We start from the raw sequence: 23,330 nt of genomic DNA, 5'->3' as shown, positions 1-23,330 counted from the left end.
GTGGGAGGCTGCCGCCGGTGGCGCAACTCCAGCGGAAGCACCGCCAGCGCGACCAGCAACCCGACCCCGCCGGTCACCGCGAAACCCCAGAACGGAGCGGAAGCGTCGATCACCGCGCCCGCCAGCGGCGCGCCCAACGCCATGCCGACGGTGACGGCGGAACCGTACAGGCCCATCGCCTCGCCCCGGACGTTGGCGGGGGCGAGGCGACTCACCGCGTCGGCGGTCGCCGCGAGGGTGGGGGCGCAGAGCGCGCCGGCCGGGATCAGCGCCAGGCAGAGCAGCCACCAGTGGCCGCCGCCCAGCCCGACCGGAATGGTGCAGAGGCTGAGCGCGGTGGCCAGCGCCAGCGGGGAGAAGGAGCGCTTGACCGCGCCGTACGCGAAGCCGCCGACCAGCGACGCGACCGCCCACATGGCGAGCACGGCCCCGGTCCAGCCGACCTCCCCGCTGGCCCGCAGCACGGCCACCACGGCGACGTCGGTGCCGCCGAGCACCAGGGTGGCCGCCGCACTGACCGCGAACACGGCGAGCAGGCGGGGCGTCAGCCAGAGCCGGCGCGGCACCCGGGGTTGCGGCCCGACCGGCTCGTCGGCGCTGCGGGTGGGTGGATTCATGAACCACAGCGCGGCGCCCGCGCCGACCACGCCCGCCCCGACCGCCCAGAGCGTGACCCGGGCCGAGACGGCGGTGGCCAGCGCCACGGCCAACGCCGGCCCGACCATGAACGACAACTCGACGGACATCGAGTCCAACGCGTACGCCGGGCGGCGTTGCGCGGCCGGCACCAGCGCGGCGACCGACTGGCGGATCACCGAGAAGACCGGCAGGGCGAGCAGACCGGCCAGGAACGCGGCCGGCAGCAGCACCGGGTACGGCAGGGCCGGGGCACTCGCCCAGAACGCCGCCTCGGCGACCGTCGTGAGGGCGAGCACGGGACGCAGGCCGTGCCGGTCGACCAGGCGGCCGAGCAGCGGTGAGCCGATCGCCCCGCCCACGGTCAGCGCGGCGCCGACCAGGCCGGCCGCGCCGTAGCCCCGGCCGAGGTCGAGCACGACGAAGAAGGTCAGCGTCACCCCGGTCGCGGTGAGCGGGATGCGGGCGAGCACGGACAGCAGCAGCAACGGCCGCAGCCCGGGCAGAGCGAGCACCTGCCGGTAAGGCGTCAGGTTCATGATGGTCCGTACCTCCGGCGGCCATCCTGCGCCGGGGGTACGACATCGGCAAGCGAATACCGGCTCAAGCGGTGCGCATCACCGCCTCGCCCGGGAGCCGCACCCCGGCGTCCGTCATCTCCCGCAGTGCCCGGTCGAGGGTCTGCGGCGCGACGGCGGCGGTCAGGTCGAGCAGCACCGTGGCCTCGAAGCCCTCCCGTACCGCGTCCAGCGCGGTGGCCCGTACGCAGTGGTCGGTCGCGATGCCCACCAGGTCGACCCGGTCCACCCCGTGGCGGCGCAGCCAGTCCGCCAGGCACTCGCCGTCGTCGGCGTGCCCCTCGAAACCGGAGTACGCGGCGGCGTGCTCCCCCTTGTGGAAGATCGCCTCGATCCGACCGGTCTCCAGCTCGGGGTGGAACTCCGAACCGGTCGTGCCCACCACGCAGTGGCGGGGCCAGGAGTCGACGTAGTCCGGTGGGTCACCGAAGTGCGACCCCGGGTCGATGTGGTAGTCCTTGGTCGCCACCACGTGGTCCCAGCGGCCCGGGTCCGCGGCGAGCAGCCGGGAGATCCCGGCGGCCACGCCGGCACCCCCACCGACCGCGAGTGAGCCACCCTCGCAGAAGTCGTTCTGCACGTCCACGATGATCAGGGCGTTGGCCATCAGTCGCCTCCCTCAGCTGGTCGGTACAACGGTGACCGGGATGGCCGGGTCACCGGCGGAGAGCTTCAACCCCTCCCACGGGATGGAGATCAGGCACTGCCGCAGGTGCTCCCGGGACTCGTCCAGGGAGGGCGGCGCGACCGGCTCCCCGTCGACGACGAAGGAGCGTTGCAGCAGCCGGTCGTTGGGCTGCCGGTCGGGAACCCCCTGCGGGACGATGACCTCCTCGGTGGCGGTGCCGGTCGGCTTGTGCCGGCGTACCGCGACCTTCCGGCCGCCGATGGTGCCCTTGTGTTCGGAGCGCTTGACCACCGGGCGTCCGTCCACCTCGACGAGCTTGTAGACCAGGCCGGCGGTGGGGGCGCCGGAGCCGGTGACCACGGCGGTGCCGGCACCGTACATGTCGACCGGCTCGGCGGCGAGCGCCGCGATGGCGTACTCGTCCAGGTCGCCCGAAACGATGATCTTGGTTTCGGTGGCGCCGAGGGAGTCGAGCAGTTCCCGCGACTGTTGGGCGATCACGGCCAGGTCGCCGGAGTCGATGCGGACCGCCCGCAGCTCCGGCCCGGCCACCTCGATCGCGTTCCGGATGCCCTGGCTGATGTCGTACGTGTCCACCAGCAGCGTGGTCTCCTTGCCGAGCGTGGCCACCTGCGAGGCGAACGCCGCCCGCTCGTCGTCGTGCAGCAGGGTGAACGCGTGCGCGGCGGTGCCGGCGGTGGGGATGCCGTAGCGCCGGCCCGCCGCCAGGTTCGAGGTGAACCGGAACCCGGCCAGGTAGGCCGCCCGGGCCGCGGCCACCGCGGCCTCCTCGTGCGCCCGCCGGGACCCCATCTCGATCAGGGTGCGCCCGCGCGCCGCGGTGACCATCCGGGCCGCCGCGGCGGCCACCGCGCAGTCGTGGTTGAGCACCGAGAGCACCAGCGTCTCCAGCACCACGCACTCGGCGAAGCCGCCGGAGACGGTGAGGATCGGCGAGCCGGGGAAGAACAGCTCACCCTCGGCGTACCCGTCGACGTCGCCGGTGAACCGGTAGCCGGCCAGCCACTCGGCGGCGGCGTCGTCGACCACCCCGGTGCGGCGGAGGAACTCCACCTCGTCGGCCCCGAAGCGGAAGTCGTGGATCAACTCCACCAGCCGGGCCGTCCCGGCGACCACCCCGTAGCGGCGCCCCGCCGGCAGCCGTCGGCTGAACACCTCGAAGGCGCAGCGCCGGGCGGCGGTGCCGTCCCGTAGGGCGGCGCTGACCATGGTCAGCTCATAGTGGTCGGTCAACAGTGCGGGACGAAAGGTGCTCACGATCCCAGCCTAGAGTTCACCCCGGCTGCCCGCCGCCGTGGCCCGTGATCGAGCGCAACGCGCCCGGTAACTCGGCCCGCCCGGTGACGCCCAGCTTGCTGTAGACCCGCTGGAGGTGGTTCTCCACGGTGCGGGTGGACAGGAAGAGGCGTTCGGCGATCACCCGGCTGGTCACCCCCGCGGCGGCCAGGGCGGCGATCTGCCGTTCCCGGTCGGTCAGGGTCGGCCGCAGCGCCTCCAGCGCCGGGGTGCGGATCTGGTCGCAGCCGCCGGCCAGGGCGCCGAAGCGTTGGTGCGCGGCGGTGGCCGCGCTGCCCCGATCCCGGCGCAGCGCCCGCAGCGCCACCGCGGCGGCCTCGCTGGCCCACACGGTCAGGCCCCGCTCGGCGAACGCGTCGGCCACCGCCAGCAGGTCGACACCGTCGTCGTCAACCGAGGCGCGGGCGTACCGGGCGATCAGCGGCGGCAGTGCCCCGTCGACCCGTTCGGAGAGGTCGGTCAGACGTTGCGCCACCGTGCGGCGGCTGCCGTCGGTGCAGGTGGGTCCGACCGGAGCGTCCGCCGCGCCGAGCCGGACCAGATCGTGCAGGACCAGCACCTCGTGTCCGGCGAACCCGTCGGCGCGGAGCCGGTCGGCCAGGTCGCCGAGGTGCTTGACCGCGCCGGGCAGGTCGCCGCCGGCGGCCAGCACCGCGCCGCGGGCCTGCTCCAGCCAGGGGTAGAGCACCGCCATGCCCGGAGTGTGCACCTGGTCCGCCTCGGCCATCGCCTCCGCCGCCGCCTCGGCCTCACCCCGCCACGCGGCGGCCTGGGCCCGCTCGGCATGGGCCAGGCCGGCGTAGACCCGGCTGGTGGCCAGCACCGCGCACGCCCCGAGGCTGATCTTCAGGGCCTCGCCGCTGCGCCCGCGCAGCCGTGCCGCGTACGCCTGAAGGATCGCCAGGTAGCCGGTGCCGAGCCGGAAATCGCCCGCCCCCGCCAGGTCGGCGAACTCGTCGGCGGCGATCGCGTCGATGCCGGCCAGGTCACCGGCGAGCGCCAGCCGGGTGCCGCGGGCCAGGTCCATCGCCAGTTGCAGGTACGGCATGTCGGCCCGCCAGGCCGGCGCCTCGGCCTGCACCCGGGCGATCGCCGAGGCGCTGTGCCGGAACCGCCCGCGGGCGGCGTCCAGGTGCGCGATGGTGCAGCGGGCCAGTTCCCGGGCCGCCACGCCGGCCGCCGGCCGGTCCAGCACCGACCGGCTCAACCGCAGCGCCTCGGTCACGTCCAGCCGGTGCAACCGCATGATCGCCTCGAAGGCGCGTACCCGGGCCTGGTCGCCGGGGTCGCTCAGCTCGGCGCCGGCGCGGGCGACGTCGTCCACCGTGGACTCCCGGCTCAGCCCCCAGTAGCTGACCATGCCCCGTACGGTCAGCCAGCGGCTGCGCCGCTGGTCGTCGGCGACCTCGCCGGCCACCGCGTCCAACACGCGCAGCGCCTCGTCGGAGCGGTCGGCGAACATCAGGATGGTGGCGAGCAACTCCGCCGCGTCGAATCCGCCGTCCAGGTCGAGCGCCGCGCGGGCCAGCCGGGTCGCCAGGGGTACGTCGTAGCGGGCGAACGCCTGGGCCGCGGCGGCCCGCAGCAGCGCGCCGTCCTGGGCGGTGCCCGAGTCCAGCCGCCACACCGCGACCCGGAGCAGGTCGCCCCGGCGCCGGGCGCCGACCGCCTCCACCAGCTCGGCCAGCCGGGCCCGCAGGCGCCTGGTCCGGCTGACCGGGCAGTTGCGACGCAGCACCTCGCCGTAGAGCGGGTGGGCCAGCCGGACGTCGAGCCGACGGTCGTCCCCGACCATCGTGATCAGGCCGCGTTCCTCGGCGACCTCCACGTCGGTCGGGTCGGCGGCCTGGTTGAGCAGGTGCAGACCGAGGGGCTCGCCGACGGCGACCAGCTCCACCACGGCCCGAACCCCGGGTTCCAGCCGGCCGATCCGGGTGTCGATCAGGTCGGTGAGGCTGGGGGCCAGTTCCAGCCGCCCGGTCCACCGCCACACGCCGTAGCGGCGGTCCAGTTCACCGCCGCCGTTCGCGGCGTGCACCAGTTCGCGCAGGAGCAGCGGATTGCCGGCGGAGAGCTTGGCGAGCCGGTCGGCCGAGCAGGCGTCGACCGGGCCGTCCAGGATGGCGGCGAGCAGGTCGCTGGTCTCGCTGGGGCCCAGCGGGGCCAGCTCGACGTGGGTGACCAGGTCGTCGGTCCACAGTGCGCGGATCGGCAACGGGATCTGCTCGCCGTTGCGCAGCGTCCCCAGCACGACGGTGTTCTCTTGCCGGGCGAGCAGGTGGACCAGCGCGGCCGACGGCGGGTCGAGCAGGTGGGCGTCGTCGATGGCCAGCACGATCCGCCGGCCGGCGGCCTGTTCCTGCAGCACCTCCACCGCCCAGCGCAGCACGCCGGCCGGGGAGAGCCCCTGCGGCTGCTCGGCGGGGAGGACCTGGGCCAGCCCACCGAAGGGTAGAGCGGCGGTGGCGGTGCTGGCCGCGACGGACCAGATCGCGTACCGGTCGGCCGGCAGGGCCGCGACCCCCTCCCGCAGCAGCCGACTCTTGCCGATGCCGGCTGTGCCGCTGAAGAAGAGGCCCCGCCCCTCGACCCCTTCCACCGCCGATCGCAGACAGTCAAGTTCATCCGTTCGGCCGACGAAACACCACCGACTCATCGGAGCAGCATATCGACGGAAATCCGTCCGCGTAGGCACCGTCACGCTGTGAAGTTGAGTAATCCGGCGATTACCGCTGAGTATCGTGGTGTCCCGTACGAGTCGGTGGAAGCCTTTACCCTTCCGGCATCCGGGTGCTACCGCACCCGACGGTTCCGGCGGGCGCCGCACCGTCCGCCCTCACCGGGAGCTGCCGATGAGATCCGGTCCACTTCCCGGGATCGACGTGCCCGACGAACCGGGCCGGGCCACCACGCTGGCCGGGTGCGGGCCGCTGCCGACCCGCCTCGGGGTCACCGAGCCCGGTGCCGACGACCCGCTCACCGTGGTCGCCGCCGGCCCGGCCGGCGCCGCCCGGCGTGAGGTGCTCGCCGCCCTGCTGGGCGTCCCCGCCGGCATGCTCACCGTGCCGGCCGGCAGCACGCTGCTCATCCGGTACGCCCGGGTCGCCACCCGGGCCGCGTACGTGCCGGGCTACCGGCAGCCGCACATCTACGGTGCGGACCAGGCCGCGGCCGGCCCCGCCCTGGCCCGGCCTCCGCGCCGGGTCGAATTGAGCCTGCCGGAGTCGCTGCTGCGGTACTTCGCGGTGCTCGACACGCCGGACACCGACACTCTCGGCGTCGCCGGTGGGCGGGTGCTCCTGGACGCGGTGGGCCGCGGCGGCGCGCTGCTCTTCGTGATCGGCGCTGACCAGGCGTTCAGCGCCGCGGAGCTGCACCTGCTCGCCGAGGTGGCTCGGGCGCGGGCGAGGGTCTTCTTCGTGGTCACCCCGGGCGCGGGCGGCTGGACTCCGGTCGACCCGGCGGCATCGTCTCCGGCGGGTGAGGCGGGGGCACCACCTCCGGCCGGCGCGCCGGCCCTGCCGGCTGCGGCGGGCGACGTGGCGGCCCCGGTCGACCCCGCCGGGGTGGCCGTGGAGGCGCACCGGGCGGCGCTACTGGCCGCCGTGCCGGCCCTGGCCGACGCGCGCTGGTTCCCGGTGCACCGGGCGCAGCATCCCGACCTGCACCGGGCTCTGACCGGCTGGGCAGCCGACGAGGCGCTGCGTCGGGGCAGTCTCCAGCCGCTGGTGCTGCCCGGCGCGCACGGCCGGGTGCCCGTCCGGCCGGATGTCGACACCGGAGGCTGGTCGGAGTGGCTGGAGCGGCAGACCCGCACCTGCGCCCGCAGCATCCGCCAACACCTCGCGCTCGAACTGGCCAACACCCATCTGCGGGCGGTCCAGGAGATCGTCTTCGGGGTGGGCTGCGCGGGCCTGCCGCAACTGCTCGACCGCGAGATGGAGGCGCTCTCGCTGCTGGCCACCCTCGCCTGCGACCACGCGGTACGCGCGATCGTCGACGAGGCCGCCGCGCGGATCTTCGGCGCTCCGGTGGCCGAGGGGGTCCGTCGGCGGATCATCGCCGCAGTCCACTGGGGCCTGGCCGAGCCGTCACCGGGACCGGGCCTGGCCCGGGTGCTACTGGTGACCAGCACCGCCGGGGTGGGTGACCTGACCGGCGCCGGCGCGATCGACGCCCTTGCCGGTCATCCCGGCCCGCCCCGTGCCGAGGTGCTGCCGCCGGTCGCGATCGCGCTCTCCGGCGGGTGCTGGCAGCACTGGCGCAGCCCCGGCAACGACGACCAGGGTGCCGCCCGGTCCTGGGCGCAGCGGGTGCTGCGCGAGGTGGAACTGGAACTGTCCCGCGAGATCTCCCGCCGGTTCGAGGCCGTCCGGCTGTCGCTCGGCACGGTGCTCTCCGATGCGCTCGACCACGGCATCCTGCTCGCCTGAACGGGCGTCGTCCGGGCCGTCCGGCGCTCCCACCGCTGCCGTCGGGGAGGGTGATCCGGGCGGCCCCGGCGTTCCGGTTCCTCGAATCGCCGGATCCGGTGGCACGATGGGAGGCATGGCGGCTCCACAGGTTGCACCGGTCGAGACGCCGGACACCGACGAGGTGCCGGTCTCGGACCGGCCTTGGGTGACGATCGTCTGGGACGACCCGGTGAATCTCATGACGTACGTGACCTGGGTTTTTCAGAAGCTCTTCGGGTACAGCCGAGAGAAGGCGGAGCAGCTCATGCTGGACGTGCACCACAAGGGCAAGGCGGTGGTGTCGACCGGAGCCCGGGAGCGGATGGAGCACGACGCCTCGCAGCTGCACGCTTACGGGCTGTGGGCGACGGTGGAACGCTCGTGAGCGCGAGGAGTGAGCCGGGGTTGCGAGCCCCGCAGTCGCGAACAGGACGGCAGTCGTGAGCGCGAGGAGTGAGCCGGGGTTGCGAGCCCCGCAGTCGCGAACAGGACGGCAATCGTGAGCATGTTCCGCCGCCAGGGCGACCGCTACGTCGCCACCTTCGCCGTCGACGAGGTGCGCGTGCTGCGCAAGGTCGCCTCCGAGGTGGTCGGGCTGCTCACCGACGGGTTCGACCACGGTGACCCGGTCGTCGGGCGGCTCTTTCCCGAGGTGTATCCGGACGACCCGACGGGCACGGCCGAGTTCCGCCGGTACACCGAGGGCGACCTGAAGACCGCCAAGATCGACCAGGCGGGCGCGATCCTGGCCGCGCTGCCGGACAGCGCCGGCGGCGAGGTGCGGCTCGACGCCGAGGCGGCCGAGGCGTGGCTGCGGGCGCTCAACGACGCCCGGCTCGCGATGGGCGTCCGGCTGGAGATCAAGGACGGCACCGACCTGGGCGAGGAGCTCGACGAGGCGGTCGCCGAGGACCCGACCTCGTCCCGGGTGTTCCAACTGTCGGTCTACGCCTACCTGGGTTACCTTCAGGAATCCCTGCTCAACGCCCTGATCGACTGAACTGTGACGGTCGCCGCCTCGCCCCGTGCGGCCGGTGGGCGCTAGGCTGGGGCACGTGCTGAGCATCGACCGGTCGATCGTCGAGGCGATCGTCGCCCACGCGCGTCGGGACCACCCCGACGAGGCGTGTGGCGTGGTCGCCGGTCCCGCCGGCAGCGACACCCCCACCCGGCACATCCCGATGGACAATGCCGCCCGCTCGATGACCTTCTACGAGTTCGACTCGATGGAGCAGTTGCGGGTGTGGCGGGAGATGGACGACCGCGACGAGGAGCCGGTCGTCATCTACCACTCGCACACCGCGACGGAGGCGTACCCGTCCCGCACGGACGTCTCCTTCGCCGGTGAGCCCGGGGCCCACTACCTACTGGTCTCCACCCGCGAGCCCGACACGGAGGAGATCCGCTCCTTCCGGATCGTCGACGGCGTGGTGACCGAGGAGCCGGTGCGGATCGTGGACGCTGCTGTTGACCCGCACGCCGTGCAGTCCTACATGTTCGGGCAGAGCCCGGCGACGGTCGATTACGAGTGTTCCGGCCGCTGACCTCCTCAGCGCCGTTCCACCGTTCACGTCCCGTCACCGAAGCACACCCGACCAAGGAGCACGACATCATGGCCATCGAGGTTCGCATCCCCACCATCCTGCGCAGCTACACCGGCGGCGCGAAGGTCGTCGAGGGCGCCGGGGACACCCTGGGTGACCTGCTCACCGACCTGGACTCCCGGCACGCCGGCCTGAAGGCCCGGCTGGTCACCGACGCCGGCGCGCTGCACCGCTTCGTCAACGTCTACGTCAACGACGAGGACGTCCGCTTCCTCGGCGCGCTGGACGCCAAGCTCAACGACGGCGACAGTGTGACCATCCTGCCCGCGGTCGCCGGCGGCGCGTTCGGCTTCGCGGCGGCAGCCGCGCTCAGCCAGCACCGTGCTTCCGTCGCCGGGCGCGTGGCGCACGACGCGGCCGTCGCCGCCCACTGAGGGCGGCCGTCATGGCGCGGTACGACAGCCTGCTCGACGCCTGCGGCGGCACCCCCCTGGTGGGGTTGCCGCGGCTCTCGCCGACGGTGCCCGAGGGGGCGCCGCCGGTGCGGCTCTGGGCCAAGCTGGAGGACCGGAATCCGACCGGCAGCATCAAGGACCGCGCGGCCCTGTTCATGGTTCGCGCGGCCGAGCAGGCCGGCCGGCTCCGCCCCGGGGACACCATCCTCGAGCCGACCAGCGGCAACACCGGCATCTCCCTGGCCATGGTGGCCAAGCTGCGCGGGTACCGACTGGTCTGCGTGATGCCGGAGAACGTCTCCACCGAGCGGGTGCAGCTGCTCCGGATGTACGGCGCGGAAATCATCTTCTCGCCGGCCGCCGGCGGCTCGAACCAGGCCGTGGCGACCGCGAAGCAGATCGCGGCCGAGCATCCGGACTGGGTGATGCTCTTCCAGTACGGCAACGAGGCCAACGCCCGGGCGCACTACGAGACGACCGGGCCGGAGTTGCTGCACGACCTGCCCACGATCACCCACTTCGTGGCGGGGCTGGGCACCACCGGCACCCTGATGGGCACCGGACGGTACCTGCGCGAGAAGGTCGACGGCATCCAGGTCGTCGCCGCCGAGCCGCGCTACGGCGAGCTGGTCTACGGCCTGCGCAACATCGACGAGGGGTACGTCCCCGAGTTGTACGACGCCACCGTGCTCAGCCGGCGTTTCTCCGTCGGCACCCGGGACGCCGTGCTGCGTACCCGGCAGTTGGTGGAGGTGGAGGGGATCTTCGCCGGCTTCTCCACCGGGGCGATCCTGCACGCCGCCCTCGCCGTGGCGCACGAGGCGGTACGCGACGGACGCCGGGCCGACGTGGCCTTCGTGATCGCTGACGGCGGCTGGAAGTACCTGTCGACCGGTGCCTACGGCGGCACCCTGGCCGACGCGGAGAATGCCCTCGAAGGCCAGCTCTGGGCGTGAGCGTCCGACCCCGCGGGCGGCCGGCGGACCGCCGGCCGCCCGCGTGGGTGTCACGTTGGTGACAAGTTCCAGTAGATGATTCTTGCCCGCCGTCGCTGCGCGTAGGCTGCGCAGCGTGGCGTACGCGTCGGTAGAGATCATCGGCGGTGCTGACACCGGCGTGTCGACTACTGTGAGTGACAGCGGGGCGACCGGATGAGACTGATGGTGCTCGGCTGCGCGGGCAGCTTCCCCGGCCCCGAGTCCCCCTGTTCCGCCTACCTGGTCGAGGCGGAGGGGTACCGGCTGCTGGTGGACTTCGGTTCCGGCTCGCTGTCCACCCTCCAACGCTATGTGGGCCTGCACGCCCCCGACGCCATCCTCCTCACCCACCTGCACTGCGACCACATCCTCGATGCCGCCTCGTACGTGGTGGTCCGCCGGTACGCGCCGGACGGCCCGTACCCGCCGCTGCCGGTCTACGCCCCCTCCGGTGCCCCGGACCGGCTCGCCGCCGTGTACGGCCAGGAGGACAGCACCGTCGAGGACGTCTACCAGTTCTACGGCCTCCAGCCGGGCACCTTCCCGATCGGCCCGTTCACCGTCACCGTGGACCGGATGAACCACCCCGTCGAGACGTACGGGGTGCGGCTGGAACACGGCGGACGGGTGCTCTGCTACTCCTCGGACACCGCCCCCTGCGACGCGCTGCTGCGGCTGGCCCAGGACGCCGACGTCTTCCTCTGCGAGGCCAGCTACCTCGACGGCGTGGACAACCCGCCGGATCTGCACCTGACCGGCCGGGAGGCCGGCGAGGCGGCCACCAAGGCGGGGGTGGGTCGGCTGCTGCTCACCCATCTGGTGGCCGCCTGGGGCAGCGAGGCGCACACCCTCGAGGCGGCGGCGTCGGCGTACACCGGGCCGCTGGAAGTGGTCCGCGCCGGAGCCGCGTACGACATCTGAGACACCGGCCACCGGTGGAGGGCACCCGGGAACGGTTGGATCACCCGACCGCATAGGGTGCAGGGATGGCGCGACCTGACGGGCGGCTGCCCGACCACCTTCGACCGGTGACCCTGACCCGCGGCTGGAGCAGCCACCCGGAGGGGTCGGTGCTCGTCGAGTTCGGCGACACCCGGGTGCTCTGCACCGCCAGCGTCACCGAGGGTGTGCCCCGCTGGCGCAAGGGCTCCGGCCTCGGCTGGGTGACCGCCGAGTACGCGATGCTGCCGCGGGCCACGAACACCCGCTCCGACCGGGAGAGCGTCCGCGGGAAGATCGGGGGTCGCACCCATGAGATCTCCCGGTTGATCGGCCGGAGCCTGCGCGCCAGCATCGACCTGAAGGCGCTCGGCGAGAACTCGATCGTGCTCGACTGCGACGTGCTCCAGGCCGACGGTGGCACCCGCACGGCGGCGATCACCGGCGCGTACGTGGCGTTGCACGACGCGGTGACCTGGCTGGCCGCCCGCCGGTCGCTGGCCGGCAAGCCGGAGAAGGTCATGCACCGGTCGGTGGCCGCGATCAGCGTCGGCATCGTCGCCGGGGAGCCGAGGCTGGACCTGAACTACGCCGAGGACGTCGCCGCCGAGGTGGACATGAACGTGGTCTGCACCGGCACCGGCGAGTTCGTCGAGGTGCAGGGGACCGGGGAGGACGGCGTCTTCTCCCGGGGGCAGTTGGACGCGCTGCTCGACCTGGGCGTGGCAGGCTGTCTGGAACTGGCCGAGGCGCAGCGCAAGGCGCTCTCGTCGTGAGCGCGACGGGTTGGCCCGCGCGCCTGGTAGTCGCGAACGAAGGTGACCCATCATGAACAAGGTCCTGCTGGCCACCCGTAACCGCAAGAAGCTCGTCGAGTTGCAGCGGATCCTCGACGGGGCGCTCGGCGCGCACCGGATCGCCCTGGTCGGGTTGGACGACGTCGAGGAGTACCCGGAACTGCCGGAGAGCGGCTTGACCTTCGGCGAGAACGCTCTGATCAAGGCGCGGGAGGGTTGCCGGCGGACCGGCCTGCCGACCATCGCCGACGACTCGGGCATCGCGGTGGACGCGCTGAACGGTATGCCGGGGGTGTTCAGCGCCCGCTGGGCCGGCCGGCACGGCGACGACCGGGCCAACCTCCAGCTCCTGCTCGACCAGATCGCCGACCTGCCCGACGAGCACCGGGGCGCGTCGTTCGTCTGCACGGTCGCGCTGGTGCTGCCCGGTGGCAAGGAGCACCTGGTCGACGGTCGGCAGAGCGGTCGGCTGCTGCGCGCGCCGCGCGGCGAGGGCGGCTTCGGTTACGACCCGATCTTCCTCGGTGACGGTCAGGAGCGGACCAACGCCGAGCTGACGCCGGACGAGAAGGACGCGATCAGCCACCGCGGGAAGGCGCTGCGCGAGCTGGCCAAGCTGGTCGCGAAGGTGCTGCCGTCGGCCTGAGTCAAGCCGAGCCGGTCCGGGGCGAGCCCACCTGGGTCGAGCCCACGCCCGCCCCGGTCGCGTCGTGAGCCGGGGCGGGACAGGACCGGCTCACCCGAGCGGGCCGACCTCGCGTTCGATCGTCGCCCGCAGTTCCGGCCCGGTCAGCACCGTGCGGGCCGCCTCCAGCACCGGGGCGAGGAAGACGTCCGGCCCCGGCTCCCCGGCGATCCCGCCCAGCGCGGCGACGGCCGCCCGGCCGGCCGGGGACGGCGTCAGCGGCGCGCGCAGCTGCAACCCGCGTACGGCGGCCAGCAGTTCCACCGCGAGCAGGCTGGTCAGGTTGTCCAGCACGGTACGCAGCTTCTTGGTCGCCGCCCAGCCCATCGAGACGTGGTCCTCCTGCATGCCGCTGGTGGGCAGCGAATCGACCGACGCGGGCGCGGCGAGCCGGCGGTTCTCCGCGACGATGCCGGCGGCCGTGTACTGGGCGATCATCAGTCCCGAGTTGACCCCGGCGTCGGGGGACAGGAACGCCGGCAGGTCCCGGTTGCGGGCCACGTCCAGCAGCCGGTCGACCCGGCGCTCGGCGATCGCGCCCACCTCGGCGGCGGCGATGGCCAGGTAGTCGGCGGCGAAACCGAGCGGTGCGCCGTGGAAGTTGCCGGTGGACTCGACCCGGCCGTCCGGCAGCACCACCGGGTTGTCCACCACCGACAGCAACTCGCGCGCCGCCACCGTCTCGGCGAAGTCGAGGGTGTCCCGGGCCGCGCCGGCCACCTGCGGCGCGCAGCGCATCGAGTACGCGTCCTGCACGGCGTGCGCCAGGTCGTCGCGGTGCGAGTCCATCACCGCCGAGTGCTGCAACAGCCGGTGGATGTTCGCCGCCGACGCGGCCTGGCCGGGGTGCGGCCGGATGGTGTGCAGCTCCGGCAGGAACGGCCGCTCCGAGCCGAGCATCGCCTCGATCGCCAGCGCCGCGGTCACGTCGGACATGGTGAACAGGTGCCGGGCGTCGTGGATGGCCAGCAGCAGCATGCCGAGCATCCCGTCGGTGCCGTTGATCAGCGCCAGCCCCTCCTTGGCGGCCAGCGCGACCGGTGCCAGCCCGGCCCGGCGCAGCGCGTCGGCGGCGGGCACCCGCTCGCCGGCCGGACCGAGCACCCAACCCTCGCCGAGCAGCACCAGCGCGCAGTGGGCCAGCGGCGCCAGGTCGCCGGAGGCACCGAGCGAGCCGTGCTCCGGCACCCATGGGGTGACCTCGTGGTTGAGCAGGTCGACCAGGGCTTCGGCGACCAGCGGGCGCACGCCGGAGCGGCCGAGCGCGAGGGAGCGTACCCGCAGCAGCATCATCGCCCGGACCACCTCGCGGGGCATCGGGGCGCCGATCCCGGCGGCGTGCGAGCGGATCAGCGCGTGCTGGAGTTCGGCCCGCCGCTCGGGCGCGACGAACGTGTTGGCCAGGGCTCCGAAACCGGTGGAGACGCCGTACACGGGGCGGCCGGCGGCCTCGATGCCGTCCACGATGGACCGGCTGGCCACCATCGCCTCGACGGTCGACGGGTCGAGGACGACCGTGGCGGCGCCGCGCGCCACGGCGAGCACGTCGGCGGGGGAGATCCCGGTGGGCTGGACAGTCACGTTCGTCATTGCGGCACTCCGTTGAACAGGACCTGGCGGATCAGGGGGACACCGGGCCGGTAGGCCAGGTGCAGGTGGGACGGGGCGTCGAGGATCATCAGGTCGGCCCGGGCGCCGGACCGCAGCACCCCGACGTCGTCGCGGCGCAGCGCCCGCGCCCCGCCGGCGGTCGCCGCCCAGACGGCCTCCGCCGGGGTCATCCGCATCTCGCGTACGGCGAGCGCCACGCAGAACGGCATCGACGAGGTGTACGACGACCCGGGGTTGCAGTCGGTGGCCAGCGCCACGGTCACCCCGGTGTCGAGCAGCCGCCGCGCGTCCGGGTACGGCGACCGGGTGGAGAACTCCGCCCCGGGCAGCAGGGTGGCGACCGTGGTGGTCACCGGCCCGGACGTCAGGTCCACGGTGGTCGAGGCGAGGGCGTCGACGTCCGCGTCGGTCAGGTGGGTGCAGTGGTCGACGCTGGCCGCGCCGAGTTCCACCCCGAGCCGCACGCCCGGTCCGGGGCCGAGCTGGTTGGCGTGCACCCGTACGCCCAGCCCGGCTGCCCGCCCGCAGGCGAGGATCGCCCGGGCGTGGTCGACGTCGAACGCCCCCCGCTCGCAGAACACGTCGATCCAGCGGGCGTACGGGGCGGCGGCGGCGAGCATCGGCCCGCAGACCAGGCCCACGTAGTCGTCCGGCCGGTCGGCGTACTCGGCGGGGACGACGTGTGCGCCGAGGAAGGTGGTGTCCTCGGTGACCTCGGCGGCGATCCGCAGCGAGCGGGCCTCGTCGGCGACGGTGAGCCCGTACCCGCTCTTGATCTCGATGGTGGTGGTGCCCTGGCGCATGGCCTCGCCGCGCAGCCGGCGCACCGTGGCCCGCAGCTCGTCGTCGGAGGCCGCGCGGGTCGCGCCGACGGTGGTGCGGATGCCGCCCCCGGTGTATGGCTGACCGGCCATCCGGGCGGCGAACTCGGCGGCCCGGTCCCCGGCGAAGACCAGGTGGGCGTGGCTGTCCACGAAGCCCGGCAGCACCGCGCCACCCTCGGCGTCGATGCGCCGGTCGGCGGCGGGCGCGTCCCGGGCCGACCCGATCCAGGCCACCTGCCCCTCCTCGACCAGCAGCGCGGCACCCCGGCGCAGGCCCAGCCGACCTTCTCCGTCGGCGGTGTTGGTGACCAGCTCACCGATGTTGTCCACCAACAGGCTGCCGGTGCCGCGGGCCGCCCGCCCGGCAGCCGGCCGCTGGCGTGCCCGGTCGTCGCCGGTCACCCGGTCACCTCCTCGACGGCGGCGTGCAGCTCGGCCGGGACGTCCACCGTCAGGTGCCGGCCGTCGCGCACCACCACCCGGCCGTCCACCACCACCTGTACGACGTCGGCGGCGGTGGCGGCGAAGAACGCCCCGACCGGCGGCACCCCGGCGGTGCGGGCGCTGTCGAGCCGTACGGTGACCAGGTCGGCACGCATCCCCACGGCGAGCTGACCGGCGTCGCCCCAGCCCAGCGCGGCGTGCCCGGCCGCGGTGGCGGCGGTCAGCAGCTCGACGGACGTGAAGTGCCCACGCCGCCGGGTACGCAGCCGCTCGTCCAGCTCCACCGCGCGGGCCTCCTCGAACAGGTCGACCACCGCGTGGCTGTCGCTGCCGAGGCTGAGCGGGCTGCCGGCCTCGGCCATCCGGCGGGCCGGGCCGATGCCGTCGGCCAGGTCCCGTTCGGTGGTGGGGCAGAGGCAGACGCCGGTGCGGCTCTCCCCGAGCAGCGTCACGTCCGCGCTCGTGGGATGGGTGGCGTGCACGGCGGTGGTGTGCGGGCCGAGCACGCCGTGGTCGGCGAGCAGCCGGGTCGGGCTGCACCCGTGCACCGCCCGGCAGGCGTCGTTCTCGGCGGGCTGCTCGGACAGGTGCACGTGCAGCGGCAGGCCCTGCCGGTCGGCCCAGCCGGCGACCGTGGCGAGCTGTTCCGCCGGCACCGCGCGCACCGAGTGGATCGCCGCGCCGACCCGGGCGTGGTCGTCCTCCGGCGTGAACGCGTCGACCCGTTCCGCCCAGCGCAGCGCGTCCCCGTCGCCGAACCGCCGCTGCGGCCCGGCCAGCGGCGCACCATCCACGGCGGAGGTCAGGTAGCAGGCGTCCAGCAGGGTGAGCCGGATCCCGGCGTGCGCGGCGGCCTCGACCAGCGCGGCGGACATCGCGTTCGGGTCGTCGTACGGGGTGCCGTCGGGGCCGTGGTGCAGGTAGTGGAACTCACCCACGCAGGTGACCCCGGCCTGCGCCATCTCGGCGTACGCGGCCCGCGCCAGGGCCAGGTACGAGTCCGGGTCGAGCCGCCCCGCCACCTCGTACATGACGTCCCGCCAGGTCCAGAAGTCACCCCGGCCGCCCTGGGTGCGCCCGCGCAGCGCCCGGTGGAAGGCGTGCGAGTGGGCGTTGGCCAGGCCCGGCAGGGTGAGGCCGGGCAACCGGACCGCGTCACCGAGCACCTCCACGCCGGCCGTCGGCCCGCCTGCCGTCAGCGGGGTGACGGCGGTGATCCGCCCCCCGTCGGTCTCGATCAGCACGTCGGGGGTGGGTTCGGCGTGGTCGGGCAGCCAGGCGTACTCGGCCAGCCATCTCATCGGCATGCCAGCTCCTCCAGCACCCGGGCCAGGGCCCGCACCCCGGCGGCGCAGTCGGCGTCGGTGGCGGACTCGGCGGGGGAGTGCGACACCCCGCTCGGGTTGCGGACGAACAGCATCGCGGTGGGCAGGTGCGCGGCGAGCACCCCCGCGTCGTGCCCCGCCCCGGTGGGCAGCACCGGGGCGTCGAGCAGCCCGGCCAGCCGCTCGGCCAGCCCGGCGTCGAACGCCACCGGCGGGGTCGCCGACTCCTCGGTGCAGGTCAGCACGGTGCCGTCCCGTCGAGCCCGGTCGGCGGCCTTGACCCGTACCGCCTCGACCAGGCCGCGCAGGGTCTCCGGCTCGGCGGCCCGGGCGTCCAGCCAGCCGGTGACGGTCGACGGGATCGCGTTGGTGGCGTTCGGCGCGACCGCGACCCGGCCGATGGTGGCGTGCGCGTCCCGCAGCCGAGCCTCCTTGTTCGCGGCGAGCACCGTGAACGCGTACGTCAGCATCGGGTCGCGGCGGTCGGCCATCCGGGTCGTACCGGCGTGGTTGCCCTCGCCGTGGAAGTCGAACCGCCACCGGCCGTGCGGCCAGATCGCGCTGGCCACCGCGACTGGGGCGTCCGCGTCGACCAGCGCCCGGCCCTGCTCCACGTGCAGCTCCACGAAGGCGGTGAACCGGCCGAGCAGCCCGAGGTCGCCACCCGCCGGCCGCTCGCCCAGCGCCTCGGCGAAACTGACCCCCGCCGCGTCGCGCAGCCCGGCCGCGCGGTCCACCGCGATCTGGCCGGTGAGCAGCCGCGACCCCAGGCAGGGTACGCCGAACCGGGCACCCTCCTCCTCGACGAAGGCGGCCACCGCCACCGGCCGGACCGGGGCGGCCCCGGCGGCCCGCAGCTCGTCCACGGCGAGGAAGGCGCTGACGATGCCGAGCGGCCCGTCGTACGCCCCGCCGTGCGGCACCGAGTCGAAGTGGCTGCCGGTGAGCACCGCGTCGCCTCCGGCGGGGTCGCCCCACCAGGCGAACAGGTTGCCGTTGCCGTCCCCGGTCACCGGCATGCCCCGCCGGTCGGCCTGGTCGCGGAACCACTCCCGCAGCCGCAGCTCCGGCTCGGTCAGCGCGTACCGCAGGTAACCGCCGCTGCCCGCGTCCCGCCCCACCGGGGCGATCTCGTCCCACAACCGGCGGAACCGGCCGGCCAGGTCACTCATGAGGCCGGCTCCGTCATCGGCACGCGGACCCCGGTACGCCGCGCGACCTCGCGGGCGGCGTCGTAGCCGGCGTCGACGTGCCGGATCACGCCCATCGCCGGATCGTTGGTGAGCACCCGCTCGATCTTCTGCCCGGCCAGCGCGGTGCCGTCGGCCACGCAGACCTGGCCGGCGTGGATCGACCGGCCGATGCCCACCCCGCCGCCGTGGTGCAGCGACACCCACGACGCCCCGCTGGCCGTGTTCACCAGGGCGTTGAGCAGCGGCCAGTCGGCGATCGCGTCGGAGCCGTCGGCCATCGCCTCGGTCTCCCGGTAGGGGCTGGCCACGCTGCCGCAGTCCAGGTGGTCCCGGCCGATCACCACCGGCGCGCTCAGCTCGCCGGAAGCGACCATCTCGTTGAACCGCACCCCGGCGACGTCCCGCTCGCCGTAGCCCAGCCAGCAGATCCGCGCCGGCAGGCCCTGGAAGGCCACCCGCTCGCCGGCCATCCGGATCCACCGGGCCAGGGACTCGTTCTCCGGGAACAGGTCGAGCACGGCCCGGTCGGTGGCGGCGATGTCGGCCGGGTCGCCGGAGAGCGCCGCCCAGCGGAACGGCCCCTTGCCCTCACAGAACAGCGGCCGGATGTACGCCGGCACGAAACCGGGGAAGTCGAACGCGCGGTCGTACCCGCCGAGGCGTGCCTCGCCCCGGATCGAGTTGCCGTAGTCGAAGACCTCCGCGCCCGCGTCGAGGAACCCCACCATCGCCTCGACGTGCCGGGCCATCGACGCCCGGGACCGGTCGGTGAACTCGGCCGGCGACGCCTGCGCGTAGTCCCGGGCGTCGGCCAGCTCCACCCCCTCGGGCAGGTACGACAGCGGGTCGTGGGCGCTGGTCTGGTCGGTGACGATGTCGATCTCGACGCCCCGGCGCAGCAGCTCGGGGAAGACCGTGGCGGCGTTGCCGACCACGCCGACGCTCAGCGCCCGTCGGTCCCGCTTCGCGGCGCGTACCCGCCGCACCGCGTCGTCCAGCGAGTCGGCCACCTCGTCCAGGTAGCGGTCGTGCACCCGGCGCTCCAGCCGGGTGCGGTCCACGTCCACGATCAGGCAGACACCGCCGTTCATGGTGACCGCCAGGGGCTGCGCCCCGCCCATCCCGCCGCAGCCGGCGGTCAACGTCAGCGTCCCGGCGAGGCTGCCTCCGCCGGCCCCCTGCCCGTCGCCGCGGGCGCCGGCGAGCTTCGCCGCGACGGCGGCGAACGTCTCGTACGTGCCCTGGAGGATGCCCTGGGTGCCAATGTAGATCCACGAGCCGGCGGTCATCTGCCCGTACATGGTCAGGCCGAGCTGCTCCAGCCGCCGGAACTCGGGCCAGGTGGCCCAGTCGCCGACCAGGTTGGAGTTGGCCAGCAGCACCCGGGGCGCCCACTCGTGGGTACGCAGCACCCCGACCGGGCGACCGGACTGCACCAGCATCGTCTCGTCGTCGCGCAGCTCGGTCAGCGTCCGCACCAGCGCGTGGTAGGACGGCCAGTCCCGTGCCGCCTTTCCGGTGCCGCCGTAGACGACCAGGTCGTCGGGGCGTTCGGCCACCTCCGGGTCGAGGTTGTTCATCAGCATCCGCAGGGCGGCCTCCTGCGGCCACCCCTGGGCGGTGCGCGCGGTGCCGCGCGCGGCGCGGACGGGCTGGTGCATTTTCGACTCCTCTCAGCCGAGGAACAACTGACGACGGGCGGCGGACGACTCGAACGCCTCCAGGCGGGCCTGCGTGTCGGCCGGTGCGGCGTCGCAGATCGCCTGGAGGACCACCATGGCCAGGGCCATCGGTGCGGTGTGCAGGTCGAAGACGAGACCGGTGCCGACGGCGGCGGGCAGCACCAGCGTGGCGTGGTCGGCGGCGGGGCTGACCGGCGAGTCGGTGATCGCCACGACGGTCAGGCCGGCGGTGCGGGCCTCCCGCAGCGCGTCGAACGTCTCCCGCGGGTAGCGGGGCAGGACGAAGGCGAGCAGGGCGCTCGCCCCGGCCGCCGCCGCCTGCTCCAGCCGGTCGGTGAGCAGGCTTCCGCCGTCGTCGAGCACCCGCACGTCGGGGTGCACCTTCGCGGCGAAGTAGGCGAAGTAGGCGGCCAGCGGCGCGGCGGCACGCAGCCCCAGCACCGGCAGCGGCCGGCTCGCCGCCAGCAGCCGCCCTGCCTCGGCGATCCGACCCCGGTCGGCCAGCTCGCCGGCGAGCCGGTCCAGGTTGGCCATCTCGGCCCGGACCGCCTGTTGCAGCTCGTTGCCGTCGTCGCTGCCGCCGCCGGTGGACCCGGTGGTCAGCTCGCGCAGCCGGCGGCGCAGCGCCGGGTAGCCGTCGTGGCCCAGCGCCATGGCGAACCGGGTCACCGAGGGCTGGCTCACCCCGGCCAGCTCGGCGACCTCGGCGGCCGACAGGTACGACACGGCGGTGGCGTGCTGCACCAGGCAGTGCGCGATGCGGCGCTGGGTGGGGGTGAGCCGCACGCCGTGGAACAGGTCGCGCACCCGTTCGGTCGGCACCGCCACGGCAGCGCTTTCATTCATGCGCAGACTCTATGCATGAAAACTTTCACCACGCAACCGTCCGGACCGGCGACGCCGTGCGGCTCGACGACACCCGACGGGCATGCTTGTCACCGTGCGCTATCTGATTCCCCATCCCGACGCGGTGACCGACCTCGCCGATCTCGACGTCGCGCTCCACGACGGCACTCAGCCCATCCCCGATCACCTGGACGACGTCGAGTTCTTCGCGGTCCCGTACGGGGTCATCGATCCACGTCTCTGCGAGCCGATCGCCCGGATGCCCCGGCTCGCGGTGGTGCAGACCGTGACCGCCGGCTACGACCACGTCCTGCCGTTCCTGCGACCCGGCCTGATCCTGGCCAACGGGCGGGGCGTGCACGACGCGGCCACCGCCGAGTTGGCGGTGGCACTCACCCTCGCCGCCCGGCGCCGGCTGCCGGACTTCGTCCGCGCCGGTGACGAGGGCCGCTGGGCCACGGGCTGGTCGGCCGGGCTGGCCGACGCCCGGGTGCTGATCGTCGGTTACGGCTCGATCGGCGCGGCGATCGAGCGCCGGCTCGCCGGGTTCGAGGTGGAGGTCAGCCGGGTGGCGCGCAGCGCCCGCTCCGGCGTACGGCCGGTGTCCGACGTCGCGGAACTGCTGCCGCAGGCGGATGTGGTCATCCTGGCCACCCCGCTGACCCCGGAGACCGAGGGCCTGGTGGACAAGGATTTCCTCGCCAGGATGTCCGACGGCGCCCTGCTGGTGAACGTGTCCAGGGGTCGGGTGGTGGACACCGCGGCGCTGCTCGCCGAACTCGAGGCGGGCCGGCTGCACGCCGCCCTGGACGTCACCGAACCCGAGCCACTGCCCGCCGACCATCCGCTGTGGTCGGCACCGAACGTCCTGATCAGCCCGCACGTCGGCGGCCTGACCGCCGCCTTGGCCCCCAGGGCCCGCCGACTCCTGGTCGACCAGGTACGGCGGTACGCGGCCGGCAAGCCGCTCGCGAACGTCGTCATCGGACAGTAGTCGCCTCGGTGGCGTCGATTGCGGCATCCTGCGGGGTCATGGCGTGCGGATGGCGCAGGATGCGGCATTCGGCGCCACCGCACGGACGGGCGCGTCCTCTGTACCATCCCCTGGGCGGGTGAGCAGAGGAGTCAGCATGCAGCCGGAGAGGCCGTACAGGTTCACCGAGATGATGGGCGTCTGCCAGGTCGGCAAGGCATGGTGGGCCGTGGACGGGCAGGACCGGCTGGTGACCGTCGCCGTGCTCGAACCGGTGGTGGCCGAGGACCCGGCCTGGCGGCGTGCGTTCGCCGGCATGGCCGACGCGCTGGCCGCGCCCGGTGGGGGCGGCCGGCCGTACCTGGCCGCCGACTTCGAGGCCACCGCGCCGTGGGTCGCGTACGTCGCCGACGGCAGCCCCGGCGCCGAGCACCTGTTCCGCGCGCTGGGCCACGAGATCCACGGCGAGCAGGCGACCGACGACGCCACCGTGGCGATGCACCAGGTGCCGCCGGTGCAGCAGGCGCAGCCGATGCCGTGGGCGGTGCAGGGCGACCCGTCCCAGGGGATGGCACCCCAGCCGGTGTCGCCGTCGCCGGTCTCCACGCCGCCGCACCCGGTGTCGACCCCTCCTATCTCCACGCCGCCGCACCCGGTCTCCACCCCACCGCACCCGGTCTCCACGCCGCCGGTGTCGCCGGCCTACCCCCGGCAGGACAGCGCCCCGCCGTACGATCCGTTCGATCCGTCGACCGGCCCCCGGATCGCCCCCGTGCGTCCCGAGCCGAAGCGGCGGCGCGACTGGATCTCCGTCGCGGTGGCGCTGGTGCTCACCCTGGTCGCCGGCACCGCCGGGTTCTTCCTCGGGGGAGGTGGCGCCGACAAGACCGCCGCCCCGCCCGGGCCGTCGACCAGCCCGTCCCTGCCGCCGTACGAGGCGAAGCAGTTCGCCATCAACAAGGCGAAGTTCGAGGGCGAACTGGCACCGCTGGCCGAGCCGTGGCTGACCCGCCTCGGCGGCTGCGTGGTCTACGGGGAGGCCGGTGCCCCGAAGCTGCCGGCCGACGAGAAGCGGCACGTCTTCTGCAACTACGGCGGGGCGTGGCTGCACTTCGCGCTGCACCAGGGCCGCAAGCAGAAGGACACCGCCCGCGCGTACCGTCAGCAGCTCAACCTGGCCGGCGCGACGGTGGCGCCGGGGATGCGTGAGGCGACCCGGACGACCGGCGGGGTGACCGGCGCGAGCGGCAGCTACGTCGAGTACGCGTTCGAGGGCGACGGCGGCCGGCCCATCTGCGGTGTCTGGTGGGACCGGGACGACATCGAGGGTGCCTTCTACGTGGAGACCCTCTGCGAGGAGGGCCTCGGCGGCGACTGGGACGCCCTGCGGGATCTGTGGCGGCGGGGCAGCTGACCGACCCG

Annotated in this window: 21 protein-coding genes; 11 read left to right on the top strand and 10 right to left on the bottom strand. The window is 74.1% G+C overall.

The window, feature by feature from the left end; translation table 11 throughout:
• From E1182_RS08945 to E1182_RS08930, 4 genes are all read right to left on the bottom strand, one after another.
• A partial coding sequence (locus E1182_RS08945; RefSeq protein ID WP_132262837.1) for an MFS transporter occupies positions 1–1,175 on the bottom strand: 1,175 nt, incomplete at its 3' end.
• A 64-nt stretch (positions 1,176–1,239) separates the two neighbouring features.
• Positions 1,240–1,821 (bottom strand): nicotinamidase, encoded by a 582-nt coding sequence (locus tag E1182_RS08940; protein ID WP_132262835.1) that lies wholly within the window; start codon positions 1,819–1,821, stop codon positions 1,240–1,242.
• Between the two features lie 12 nt (positions 1,822–1,833).
• A complete protein-coding gene (locus E1182_RS08935; RefSeq protein ID WP_132262833.1) occupies positions 1,834–3,120 on the bottom strand; it encodes a nicotinate phosphoribosyltransferase in 1,287 nt (428 codons plus the stop codon).
• A 16-nt stretch (positions 3,121–3,136) separates the two neighbouring features.
• Positions 3,137–5,815, bottom strand: a complete 2,679-nt coding sequence (locus E1182_RS08930; protein WP_132262831.1) for a LuxR family transcriptional regulator — start codon at positions 5,813–5,815, stop codon at positions 3,137–3,139.
• Positions 5,816–6,011: 196 nt separating this feature from the next.
• Here E1182_RS08930 and E1182_RS08925 point away from each other — a divergent pair, with 196 nt between their 5' ends.
• The 9 genes from E1182_RS08925 (at position 6,012) to rdgB (ending at position 12,971) form a co-directional block, all read left to right on the top strand.
• Positions 6,012–7,592 (top strand): hypothetical protein, encoded by a 1,581-nt coding sequence (locus E1182_RS08925; RefSeq protein ID WP_132262829.1) that lies wholly within the window; start codon positions 6,012–6,014, stop codon positions 7,590–7,592.
• A gap of 115 nt (positions 7,593–7,707) precedes the next feature.
• The gene (gene clpS / locus E1182_RS08920; RefSeq protein ID WP_132262827.1) at positions 7,708–7,998 is read left to right on the top strand and encodes an ATP-dependent Clp protease adapter ClpS; all 291 of its coding nucleotides are present in this window, start codon (positions 7,708–7,710) and stop codon (positions 7,996–7,998) included.
• Between the two features lie 120 nt (positions 7,999–8,118).
• Positions 8,119–8,613 carry a DUF2017 domain-containing protein gene (locus tag E1182_RS08915; protein ID WP_207914149.1) on the top strand — a complete coding sequence of 165 codons (495 nt, stop codon included), beginning with the start codon at positions 8,119–8,121 and terminating at the stop codon, positions 8,611–8,613.
• A gap of 55 nt (positions 8,614–8,668) precedes the next feature.
• The gene (locus tag E1182_RS08910) at positions 8,669–9,157 is read left to right on the top strand and encodes a Mov34/MPN/PAD-1 family protein (RefSeq protein WP_132262823.1); all 489 of its coding nucleotides are present in this window, start codon (positions 8,669–8,671) and stop codon (positions 9,155–9,157) included.
• A 68-nt stretch (positions 9,158–9,225) separates the two neighbouring features.
• Positions 9,226–9,591, top strand: a complete 366-nt coding sequence (locus tag E1182_RS08905; protein ID WP_132262821.1) for a MoaD family protein — start codon at positions 9,226–9,228, stop codon at positions 9,589–9,591.
• A gap of 11 nt (positions 9,592–9,602) precedes the next feature.
• Complete coding sequence (locus E1182_RS08900; RefSeq protein WP_132262819.1) at positions 9,603–10,568, top strand: PLP-dependent cysteine synthase family protein; 966 nt, start codon at positions 9,603–9,605, stop codon at positions 10,566–10,568.
• A gap of 195 nt (positions 10,569–10,763) precedes the next feature.
• Positions 10,764–11,510: an MBL fold metallo-hydrolase gene (locus E1182_RS08895; protein WP_132262817.1), complete on the top strand. Its 747-nt coding sequence runs from the start codon at positions 10,764–10,766 to the stop codon at positions 11,508–11,510.
• A 65-nt stretch (positions 11,511–11,575) separates the two neighbouring features.
• Positions 11,576–12,304 (top strand): ribonuclease PH, encoded by a 729-nt coding sequence (gene rph, locus E1182_RS08890; protein WP_132262815.1) that lies wholly within the window; start codon positions 11,576–11,578, stop codon positions 12,302–12,304.
• A 52-nt stretch (positions 12,305–12,356) separates the two neighbouring features.
• Positions 12,357–12,971, top strand: coding sequence for an RdgB/HAM1 family non-canonical purine NTP pyrophosphatase (gene rdgB, locus E1182_RS08885; protein ID WP_132262813.1), 615 nt, complete (start codon positions 12,357–12,359; stop codon positions 12,969–12,971).
• A gap of 90 nt (positions 12,972–13,061) precedes the next feature.
• On the opposite strand, the gene hutH is transcribed toward rdgB, so the two are convergent.
• From hutH to E1182_RS08855, 6 genes are all read right to left on the bottom strand, one after another.
• Entirely contained in the window at positions 13,062–14,600 is a 1,539-nt protein-coding gene (gene hutH / locus E1182_RS08880) for a histidine ammonia-lyase (RefSeq protein WP_132262811.1), read from the bottom strand.
• Positions 14,597–15,781 (bottom strand): imidazolonepropionase, encoded by a 1,185-nt coding sequence (hutI, locus tag E1182_RS08875; RefSeq protein WP_132262852.1) that lies wholly within the window; start codon positions 15,779–15,781, stop codon positions 14,597–14,599. Before hutI ends, hutH begins: the two co-directional genes overlap by 4 nt.
• Before the next feature lie 62 nt (positions 15,782–15,843).
• A complete protein-coding gene (locus E1182_RS08870; RefSeq protein WP_132262809.1) occupies positions 15,844–17,196 on the bottom strand; it encodes a formimidoylglutamate deiminase in 1,353 nt (450 codons plus the stop codon).
• Positions 17,187–18,386, bottom strand: coding sequence for an allantoate amidohydrolase (locus tag E1182_RS08865; RefSeq protein WP_132262807.1), 1,200 nt, complete (start codon positions 18,384–18,386; stop codon positions 17,187–17,189). The genes E1182_RS08870 and E1182_RS08865 overlap by 10 nt, the downstream gene beginning before the upstream one ends.
• Complete coding sequence (hutU, locus tag E1182_RS08860) at positions 18,383–20,068, bottom strand: urocanate hydratase (protein ID WP_132262805.1); 1,686 nt, start codon at positions 20,066–20,068, stop codon at positions 18,383–18,385. The genes E1182_RS08865 and hutU overlap by 4 nt, the downstream gene beginning before the upstream one ends.
• Positions 20,069–20,080: 12 nt before the next feature.
• Positions 20,081–20,935, bottom strand: a complete 855-nt coding sequence (locus tag E1182_RS08855) for a MurR/RpiR family transcriptional regulator (RefSeq protein ID WP_132262803.1) — start codon at positions 20,933–20,935, stop codon at positions 20,081–20,083.
• A gap of 82 nt (positions 20,936–21,017) precedes the next feature.
• On the opposite strand from E1182_RS08855, the gene E1182_RS08850 reads away from it, so the two are divergent.
• Positions 21,018–21,929: a 2-hydroxyacid dehydrogenase gene (locus tag E1182_RS08850; RefSeq protein WP_132262801.1), complete on the top strand. Its 912-nt coding sequence runs from the start codon at positions 21,018–21,020 to the stop codon at positions 21,927–21,929.
• 136 nt (positions 21,930–22,065) lie between these two features.
• Positions 22,066–23,322, top strand: a complete 1,257-nt coding sequence (locus tag E1182_RS08845) for a hypothetical protein (RefSeq protein ID WP_132262799.1) — start codon at positions 22,066–22,068, stop codon at positions 23,320–23,322.
• The last annotated feature ends 8 nt before the right edge of the window (positions 23,323–23,330 follow it).

It is taken from the genome of Micromonospora sp. KC721, assembly GCF_004348355.1.
Lineage (GTDB): Bacteria > Actinomycetota > Actinomycetes > Mycobacteriales > Micromonosporaceae > Micromonospora.
The sequence above is the reverse complement of the archived record's forward strand: the minus strand, read 5'-3'. Positions and strand labels throughout refer to the sequence as shown.